6 protein-coding genes are annotated in these 9,591 nt (G+C 49.8%); all 6 read right to left on the bottom strand.

Features of this window, described 5'->3' with window-relative positions; translation table 11 throughout:
* Window positions 1-186 precede the first annotated feature (186 nt).
* Complete coding sequence (locus EJP87_RS10675; RefSeq protein ID WP_130471860.1) at window positions 187-663, bottom strand: hypothetical protein; 477 nt, start codon at window positions 661-663, stop codon at window positions 187-189.
* Between the two features lie 162 nt (window positions 664-825).
* Entirely contained in the window at window positions 826-2,037 is a 1,212-nt protein-coding gene (locus tag EJP87_RS10670; protein WP_227657577.1) for an ImmA/IrrE family metallo-endopeptidase, read from the bottom strand.
* Between the two features lie 230 nt (window positions 2,038-2,267).
* Window positions 2,268-3,260: a GGDEF domain-containing protein gene (locus EJP87_RS10665; protein ID WP_130471858.1), complete on the bottom strand. Its 993-nt coding sequence runs from the start codon at window positions 3,258-3,260 to the stop codon at window positions 2,268-2,270.
* Between the two features lie 79 nt (window positions 3,261-3,339).
* A complete protein-coding gene (locus tag EJP87_RS18915; protein WP_320412239.1) occupies window positions 3,340-4,482 on the bottom strand; it encodes a SpoIIE family protein phosphatase in 1,143 nt (380 codons plus the stop codon).
* Complete coding sequence (locus EJP87_RS10655) at window positions 4,479-8,924, bottom strand: response regulator (RefSeq protein ID WP_130471856.1); 4,446 nt, start codon at window positions 8,922-8,924, stop codon at window positions 4,479-4,481. The genes EJP87_RS18915 and EJP87_RS10655 overlap by 4 nt, the downstream gene beginning before the upstream one ends.
* A gap of 340 nt (window positions 8,925-9,264) precedes the next feature.
* The coding region (locus tag EJP87_RS17825; protein ID WP_193771292.1) for a hypothetical protein at window positions 9,265-9,591 on the bottom strand (327 nt) is incomplete at its 5' end.

Raw genomic sequence — 9,591 nt, 5'->3', positions numbered from 1 at the left:
CATTGGTACATGGGCTATGATGGTGCTTTTCCGTTGCTGGATACGCCGCTCTCGTTGCTTCTGCCGATTGCCACCATCAAGGCAGCCCTTCAAGAAAAATCTTATTAAAAATGCGGTAACTATTCACTATTCACCACCCCCTGCCACACTCTGGCAGAAGGTGGTGAATAGTTACAATACTATTTATTATGGGCAATTGTGGCCGCAATTATTTGGATTGGCATAACATGGTGCAAACACCGCATCAATTTGTGCCTTTACCATAATCCCACTGGCAACAAGTTGTGCACCAAGCATTTCTACTGTACCGCAATCAATATTTTCCTGCTTGGCCAATTTACGGGCAAGGCGGTCCTGACTTACAAAATAGAGATGCAAATCAGCATGTTCCGTCGCCCAGGCTACAGATTCAGACTCTCCTTTATCATAACTTTCGGCAAATTTTTTATATTTTCTATACAACGAAGACTTTACTGATATTTCATGTTTTGACATACACCTCTTGCCAAGTAAACGTGTAACATCGCTGCATACATTACATAATTCATGCCTAGCAACATAGCCAAGAATATACAAATGAATCGCATGCGTATCACACAATATGTCTAATAGTCCAATCTTGCGCAAACATAAAAAAGAGTCTGCATCTAATAAAATATTCAACAATGCGCCCCTTGCTGTCTGAGCAGCTTAACAAAAGCAACCAGGAGATTTTGCTTATATTTTACCCACCCATGGCCTTGGCAAAATTTGCATACTGGCAGTAGGCGCAGCTTTTCCTTCGGCTGGCAGAGTAAAACCCGCTATTTATTGCACAAATTCTTGTTACCGTGTTTCCTGGGACAGAACAAAATCCACACAAGCTTCCAAATCTGCTGCAGGAGCCACACCAAGAAAATATGCCAGTTTATCTCTCTGTATTTTATTATCTTTGTAGGCACGCACCGCCAGATCTGCAAGAGATGTGCGCCTTTCATAGGGTGTGTCAGGAATGGGAAAATTGCCAATCCGCTCTGGCAAACAGGGGCTCCAGCGATCTTGACTGCAATACTCTTTTATCTCTTCAGGAATGGATTGAGGCAATGCGCCTATTTGCAAATTTTTGAAGTAGAGTCGCACTGCTTCATAAGGCAACCCATACTCATTCATAATCAAAATTGCATTATTCTGAATCCCATTTCTGGAATTTTTCATCCTGCGCACGACCAGTTCTGGACAAATAAAACGTATCGCAAAAGAGTTGGCGCGCTGTTCCATCTCCTCGCGCAACTCATTATATTTTGAAAAAGCGGCCAAAGGCTGACCCTTCTGCTTATCCATAAGAATATGGTATAATTCGTGGAGAAAACTTACCCTAAGCACTGCTGGCGATTTATTTTTTCCTTTCACATTGAGAACAATTGTTGGTTGTTGCCTGTTACGGGAAAATGCCAATCCACTCGGCCCTCCCTCTCCCAAATCTGCATATAATACGGAGAGCCAAGGAAATTTCTGCGCAATCTCACGATATAATTGAGAAGAATCAATCGGCTTGTTCCCTAAAGAGAGTTCATTCCTCAATAATTTGGCTATATCTCTTCCCTGCTCCCAAGCCTTAATGCTGCTTTTATTCCATCGCCACTCTACGACAGAACTCTCTTTTGCCATTGCAACATCACCTCGAACAATCTTGATGAGCTGAGTCAGATCATCAATAGTGCGGGAGGCTCGCAAGATTGCCAACTTTTCTGACGATAAGAAATCTTTATACCCATTTTCTCGCGCCAGCAACACTGGACTCAAAGCATTACTAATATTATTTTCAGCCAACAGATCGGCATTAATGCCGTAGACCATGGCCAACCCTTCCAATTCGGAGAGCGTTATCGTCTCTTCATCCGCTTCAATCTCTTGCAGACGATGCTCCTCAATACGAGCGTGACGGGCCACCTCATCTCTTGGCAATTGCAAAATTTTTTCTCGCAACTCTAGAAGATTCATTGATATTCCTGATCCACTGGCAGAATTATTCTTTGCAAAAACTTGTGCGTAAACCACAGCACTCAATAACAATCACGCCTCAGAAAGCCTGTTTAGCAGACCATAAACAACAAGCAAACGCAAACAGAGGAATAAAATAAGCCACCACCCTGGAAATCAGTCGATAGTAACTGCAACATATAATTGTTGTAAAGTGAACACTAAACAGCAAAGCATTTTTGTTAACGCGCGAATAGACAGTTGTTCTGGCAATCAGCCCAGTCAGAGTCGCTATCCTTGCCAATCTCTCAACTACACACCCGATTACGACCCTCATTTTTGGCCTGATACAGCTTGGCATCGGCGCGTTCGGTCAACTGTTCCGGGGTAAGAGAGTGCTCACTTTCCGCTACCCCAAAGGAGAGGGTGATCGAGGGCAATAATTGACCATCGGCAGCGCGAATTGGCTGGTGCATGATGGTGTGACGAATCCGTTCCGCTACCACTACAGCCGCCGATAAACTGGTCTCTGGCAAAATAATCGCAAACTCCTCGCCGCCATAGCGAGCGGCCACATCATCCGGACGTACACTGGCCTTCAACACATCCGCCAAAACCCGTAATGCCTGATCACCTCCCGGATGACCATAGGCATCATTAAAACGCTTAAAATGGTCAATATCCAATAAAATCAAAGTCACAGGCCGCTGCTGCCGCCCGCTCATAAAGCGGTGCAACGACTCATCAAACCAACGCCGGTTAAACAATCCGGTCAGCGCATCGATACGTGCCACCTCCTGCAACATATCAATCTGTTCGCGTTGCTCCAAAATTCGACGGTTGACCGAGTTGATCCAACCAGCCAATATCAATAATAGATTTCTGGCAATGGCCGGCACCTGATCAATCAACGCCCATACCCGCTCCTCATCAATAATCAACAACTTGCAGTCGGTGGCACTGACTACCCAGGCACTGGTCAAAGAGTGACCAATAATCGACAACTCCCCCACACTCTCACCCGTCTTGACCAAACCCACCGGCTCCGAAGGATAATGACCTAAATGGATGCTCAATGAACCAGAAAGTATCAACATCACATTGCGATTGATCCCTCCTGGAGCTATCAATACCTCGCCCGCTTTACTCTCGCGGACCACACATCCATGCAGCAGGGAGAGATACTCCTCAACAGCAATGCCTACAAACAGCCGCGAATAGGGCAACACCTGGGCAAAAAGTGCCATCAACTCGGGACCAGCCGATTGTGTGTTTGCTGTTTCCGCCGGCAAAGAACTCATCGTTATCGCTCCTCAGGATTGACAACCCGGCTGGCATTCCCTCTGCTGAATGCGCGGAAAGAGCTGTCCAAGCAAGGTGTTAGATGCAAATCTCCATCAGGGTGACATCATCATCATTTTCGCGACAACCCGTATACTCTTCCAGCACATCGGTCAAATCGGCCAGTTGACGCTCCCCTTGCGCCAACTGTTGCAAAAATGTTTCCAATCTTGCCAAACCAAACAACTCTCCCTGCGCATTGTGCGCTTCAACAATGCCATCGGTAAAAAAATAGAGCCGATCCCCGGCCTGCAAAGTGAGCTGCATAGCCCCCCCCTGCAGATCTTGGCTCTGCAAAACCCCCATGGCCAGCAGACCCGAAGCATAACGGGCAATAATCGTCGAATCCCGTATGCAAATCGCTGGCGGCAAAGCGGCATTCCATAATAAGGCCTGCCGACGATCGTGAGAAATCTCCAATAAAATCAATGCAAAAAACATCCCTGTCGGCAGACGCATCTTCAATTGACTGTTGATCTCCGCCAGGATCTCCTGTCCACTGCTCCCCTGCCTGGCCAGTCGATGAAAAATATAACTCACCAGCGGTCCCCCTACCGCCGCTGTCAACCCATGTCCCGTAAAATCGCCCAATAAGACCAACTGCCGACCATCGCTGGTGCGGGTGGAAAACTGCATATCCCCCGCCGTCACCTCTACAGGCGCCACCAGATTCTGCACCGCCTCCTGGTCAAAAGGATCTGCCGTGCGCATCTTCAAGACAATGCTTTCAATCACCTTGCGCTCTTCCAGCAAACGATGATTGTGTTCATCCAATTTGCGCTGCGCCGCCCGCAACGCCAAATGGGTCCGCACCCGCGCCAATACAATCGCTGGCGCAAAGGGTTTGGTGATATAGTCTACCGCCCCCAACTCCAAACCCTGAATCTCATCCGACTCCTGCGAGCGACCGGTCACAAAGATCACCGGTATATCACAGGTGCGCACATCCTCCTTGAGCTGGCGACACACCGTGTAACCATCCATTTCCGGCATCATCACATCCAACAAAATCAAATCGGGCAACGGCTCCACCAGCACCGCACGCAGTGCCGCCTTGCCACTGATGGCCGGACGCAACGCATAACCACTGCCCAACACACTTTTCAAGATATTGATATTGTCAGGAAGATCATCCACCGCCAAAATCAAAGGCAACCGCTCGTTAGAATCCTGTTTCATCATTCGCTCTCCACAGAGAGAGCTGCTCTCTCCGCCCATTGACGCAACAGCTCCTGACAGCCATCAAAATCATACCCTTTCAACGCCTCCAACATCTGTTGCACCTCCTGACGATGCGCTGCACCTAACAGTGCCGCCATCTCTTGCAACACTGCTGCGGCATCGGTATCAAATTGTTGTAACTGCTGCCATGCCTTCTGCAACAATGGCTGCACCTTCTGACGCTCCTCCTCGCCAAAACCTGCGTCGGCACCACCCTCTGCAGCCGTTTCGGCTGGCAACGCTGCCTCAGACAACGGCTCCTCAATCGGAAAAGCCTGATCAATTACCGCAAGCAACTGCTCGACCTTCTGCTCCACCTCCAGCAATAACTGCAAAATGGCCTCCGGGTTGCCACCCTTTTCCCTGGCTGACTGCTCCACGGCATAAGCAGATTTGCTCAACTCTGCCGCACCAATTGTCGCGGACATTCCTTTGAGCGTATGGGCTGTGCGCTCCAAGGTGGCATAATCTCCCGCCTGCAGTTGTTGTCGCATCTGCTGGGCGCTCTCCCGCTGTTTGCTGCGAAAACTCTTCAAGACATCTTGGTACAGCTCGGCATTGCCGTGCATATAACGCAATCCCGCTGCCGTATCCAAACCGGGCAGGGGTGGCAATAACGAAGGTGGTTCTACCACTGCCTCCGCTACTGCTGCCGCTGCCGCTCCGTGCTGTTGCTGTTGCAGTTGTTGCAACGCCCGCTGTTGCCGCTCTGGATCTGGTACCACCCAGCGCGCCAAGGTCGCATATAAATTGGAAGGATCAATCGGTTTGGCAATATGATCATTCATTCCGGACTGCAAACACAACTCCCGATCACCTACCATGGCATTGGCAGTCATGGCGATAATGGGAATTTGTGCCATCTCTCCACCCTGTTGGCGAATTTTCCGGGTTGCCTGCAGACCATCCAGCACCGGCATCTGCAGATCCATCAAGATGGCATCAAACTCATTGGCCTCTGCCAAATCGATTGCCTGCTGACCATTGCCGGCAATCGTAACCGTGACCCCAGCCAACTGCAACAGCTCGGTAGCCACCTGCTGATTGATCTCATTATCCTCTGCCAAAAGCAGATGTGCCCCGGCAATCCGTTTTTTCAGATCCTCCTCTACCGCATGCAGGGGGAGCCGTTTGCGATCCACCCGTTGATGAAACACCTCCTGCACCGCCTCTAACAACATGCTGGGACTGACCGGTTTGGCCAGAAAATTATCCAACAAATGTTGCTCTATCGCCTCTTGAATGGCCGGCTCTTTGCCATAGGATGTGACCAAAATAATCCGTGGTTCAAGCGCCAAATGCAGTTGTCGAATCTGCCGAGCCAATTCGATGCCATCCATGCCCACCATTTTCAGATCGGCCATGACCAAGGTAAAAGGCTCTTTGGCCTGATCGGCCTCTTGCAACAGGGTTAATGCCTCCTTGCCTTGGCTGGCCTCCTGTACTGAAGCCACCATGTTGCGCAAATAGGAACACATCACCAAACGGGCATTGACGCTGTCATCCACCACCAACACCTTCAAGCTGCTCAGATTCAGATCAATCCCCAAAGGCTCTTTGCTCTGCCGCTGCGCTATACCAAAACGGGCGGTAAAAATAAAACGACTGCCACTGCCCGGCGTACTCTCGACATGAATCTTGCCGCCCATCATCTCCACCAAACGCTTGGAAATGGTCAAACCCAACCCGGTGCCACCATATTTGCGGGTAGTGGAGACATCCGCCTGACTGAACTCCTGAAACAGATTGGCCAACTGCTCCGGGGTCATACCAATACCGGTATCACGCACTGTAAACTGCAGCAATACCGTCTGCTCACTCTCTTCTACCACAGCGACCACAATAGCCACCTCACCCTGGCCGGTAAACTTGATGGCATTGGTGGCCAGGTTGGTCAATATCTGCCCCAAACGCAACGGATCTCCCTGCAGGCGTGGTGGCGCATCCACCGCTATATCCAACATCAACTCCAAACCCTTCTCCTGGGCCTTGAGCTGAATAATCGAAGTCACCCGGCCCAACACATCCTCCAAGGAAAATTCAATACACTCTACAGTCATTTTTCCCGCTTCGATCTTGGAAAAATCGAGAATGTCATTGATAATTCCCAGCAACCCTTTGGCACTGTTGTAGACCTTGTTGATATAATCAAACTGCTTGCTGTCCAAACGGGTCTGCAAACAGAGATGGCTCAAACCAATGATGGCATTCATCGGAGTGCGGATTTCATGGCTCATATTGGCCAAAAAGGCGCTCTTGGCGCGGGTCGCTACTTCAGCAGCCTCTTTGGCCTCCTGCAAGGCAATTTCTGACTCTTTGCGTTCGGTAATATCCAGAATGGTGCCGACCATGCGCTGTGCCTGCCGTGGATCATCGCTGCGCACCAACGCCCCTCGAGAAATTACCCATTTCAAAGAGCCATCGGGCAGTGCAATGCGATATTCCACCTCATAGACCGGGCGCAAACCGGCGCGATAGTCACTGCCAATCTCCTTGACCCGCTCCCGGTCATCGGGATGAATATGTTCAAACCAATACTCCCGATTGACTGCGCAATCTGCAGGTAGTCCAAAAATCTCTTTGTAGCGCTCGTTGACTATTGTTAGACCACTGACCAGATCCACATCCCAGAAACCCAGATTGCCTCCCGTAAGAGCCATTTCATGGCGCTCCTGACTGACCCTCTGCAGATCGGAACGCTCTTCCATGGCTTTGGTCTCGCGGTAGAGCACCAAATAATAGAAGATCATCAACACCCCCACCAACAGGGTGATGAGAATGCCCAGCATGCGATGAATATCCAATGGAGCTTCGCTCTGCAACAACAGCAGCGACCAGCCATCTTCGGTCACCGGAAGGCGACCAGTACGAAATTTATGGGTTTGCCCTTGCCACTTGACGGCAAACTGCATTTCGTTGCTCAACTCCCTGTCCAACAATGGGGGAGCTTGGGCAAGATCACCAAACTGTTTGCTCTGTTGCAATTCGTCCAATAGTGCTGGCGATATGGGCCACAAAAGACGCGGCATGAAACCTTTTTGTTCATTCAACAGAGCCACCCCCTGCTCGTTGAAAAAAAAGAGATTGCCGCTATCCTGCAAACCGATTGTCTCCGCATCCAGCGCTTTTTTAATCACCACGACACCGATAATCTCTGCCCGATAGCGATGATAGAGGGGATAACTGGCATAATAGCCAGCCTCTTTGCTGGTCACGCCAAACGCAAAATAGTGACCGGCACTGCCAGCCAAAGCCTCCTGAAAATAGGGACGAAATTGATAATTTTTGCCCAAAAAGGATCCAGAACTGTTGCGATTGGAGGCCGCAACCACCGTTCCTTGCGGATCCATGATATAGGTGACCCCTTTGACGCGACCCGCCATTTGGTCCAAATAATAGTCCACCTCCTCTTGCTCTTGCGCAGAGATCGGCAGGGCGTTGATCAACAACTGGTTCATGCTGGCCAGAGCAACCACACTGCTGTTGATCGTCAACAGTTCACGATGCAGGCGATTGGTCAAAGCATCCAGACTCACACGCAGTTCCCGATTGTGATCACCCTGGGAAATGGAGCCCAAGGCCTGGGTCAAAAACCAGCCGGCGGTAAGAAGGATGAGAAAACCGTAGGAAAAAATACGTGCATATTGCTGTTGTTTACGCAACAAACCGCTCAGGGTAGCGCGACTGGTGGCCACCCGCCAGAAAAACACCGATAAAGAGATCGCAATTGCCGCACGCAAAACTTGGATCGGCATGCCGCTCCAGCTTAAAAACCAATCGGTATTCAGTACCGATGCCGGCCAAAAGGGGGCTTTCTTGACGATCAAGCCACCGGCAATGCCATATCCAGCGATAGAAAGGGCCGCCCAACGCAACCAAAAATGTTGTCGCGCTTCCACCATTTGCTCTGCATGCCAAAAAAGCCAGGCAATTGCCAAGCAGGAGGGCAGATTGATCATATAGCGGATTATTTCCATGAAATATGACCCATTCATGCTTGCACTGACTCCTGCTGAAACAAGCAACAAGAGCAGCGACCCCCCTGGCCGATAATGGCGCTGCCGTTGCAGCAACATCGTCCGCAGAGCAAATTCTGCCAACGCCAAAAAGGAGAGAGTGTAGAGAATCGTACAAATGGTGCGCACAATCGGCGAGCCGGAGAGAGCCATATCCAACAACTCCAGCCACTCCCCCAAACCATGGGTCAAACCAAATATGCTCAAGATACGCCAGGAAAAGGGATGTGCCTTTTCTGCAGGCATGACCCAACAGACCACACCCATAATCAGAAAGGCCAGCCCATAGACAAAGTAAATATAATCAGTCTGTTGTGCGAGCGCAAAATGCAGGGGAATCACCTGCAAGGTATTCTGCATAGCACTTTCTGCGAGGAGAAAAGACATAACGCTCCTTGGAGGGTTGGTATCTTTATTGTGCAACTTGAATCGGCAAGCCTACGCATGAAAGAGACAACCTTCTCTACCCATTCAAGTATAGTTGATTATTTTCTGTTTTTGCCTTAATTGCAAGTAACTATTTCCCAAGCGCCATGCAGTATGGCGATTTTTACCTAATTTGCAAGGTATAATCTTCAATAAGGACTAATGGGCGTTGGCAAAACCAGGATCCAGCACAGCAGAAGCGTTGTTGTTGGCAGAGGGCACACAAACAGAGCAGCAGGATGATGACCAGCAAACTGTGACCCAAAAAACGGCAGAAGCGTTGCTGCGGGGGCTGTCACCCTTAACCAAACCAGGATTTTACCCAAAACTGCATGCCACGATGGGTTGCATCGACCACCAGATGAAAAGGGTTAAACACCTCTTCCCAGAGGTTGAGGGATTTTACAAATTTATTGCGAATTTTTAGGGCATGTTCGAGTTGCTCTTCGGTCAGGGAGCTGCCCGGATAGAGTGGTACAGCGATTAATTCCACCCGCTCTTTTTTGGGGGTGAGCAGATAGGCCGGAGCACCAAAAAGAGAGCAGGTTTTTTCGGAGCCCAATTTGGTACATTTGCCGACACCAGAGGGACAGCGGCAAGGAATGGTCACCAGTTGTACAGGAGGTGG

The sequence above is a fragment of the Candidatus Magnetaquicoccus inordinatus genome (assembly GCF_004217665.1).
Classification (GTDB): Bacteria; Pseudomonadota; Magnetococcia; order Magnetococcales; family Magnetaquicoccaceae; genus Magnetaquicoccus; species Magnetaquicoccus inordinatus.
The sequence above is the reverse complement of the archived record's forward strand: the minus strand, read 5'-3'. Positions and strand labels throughout refer to the sequence as shown.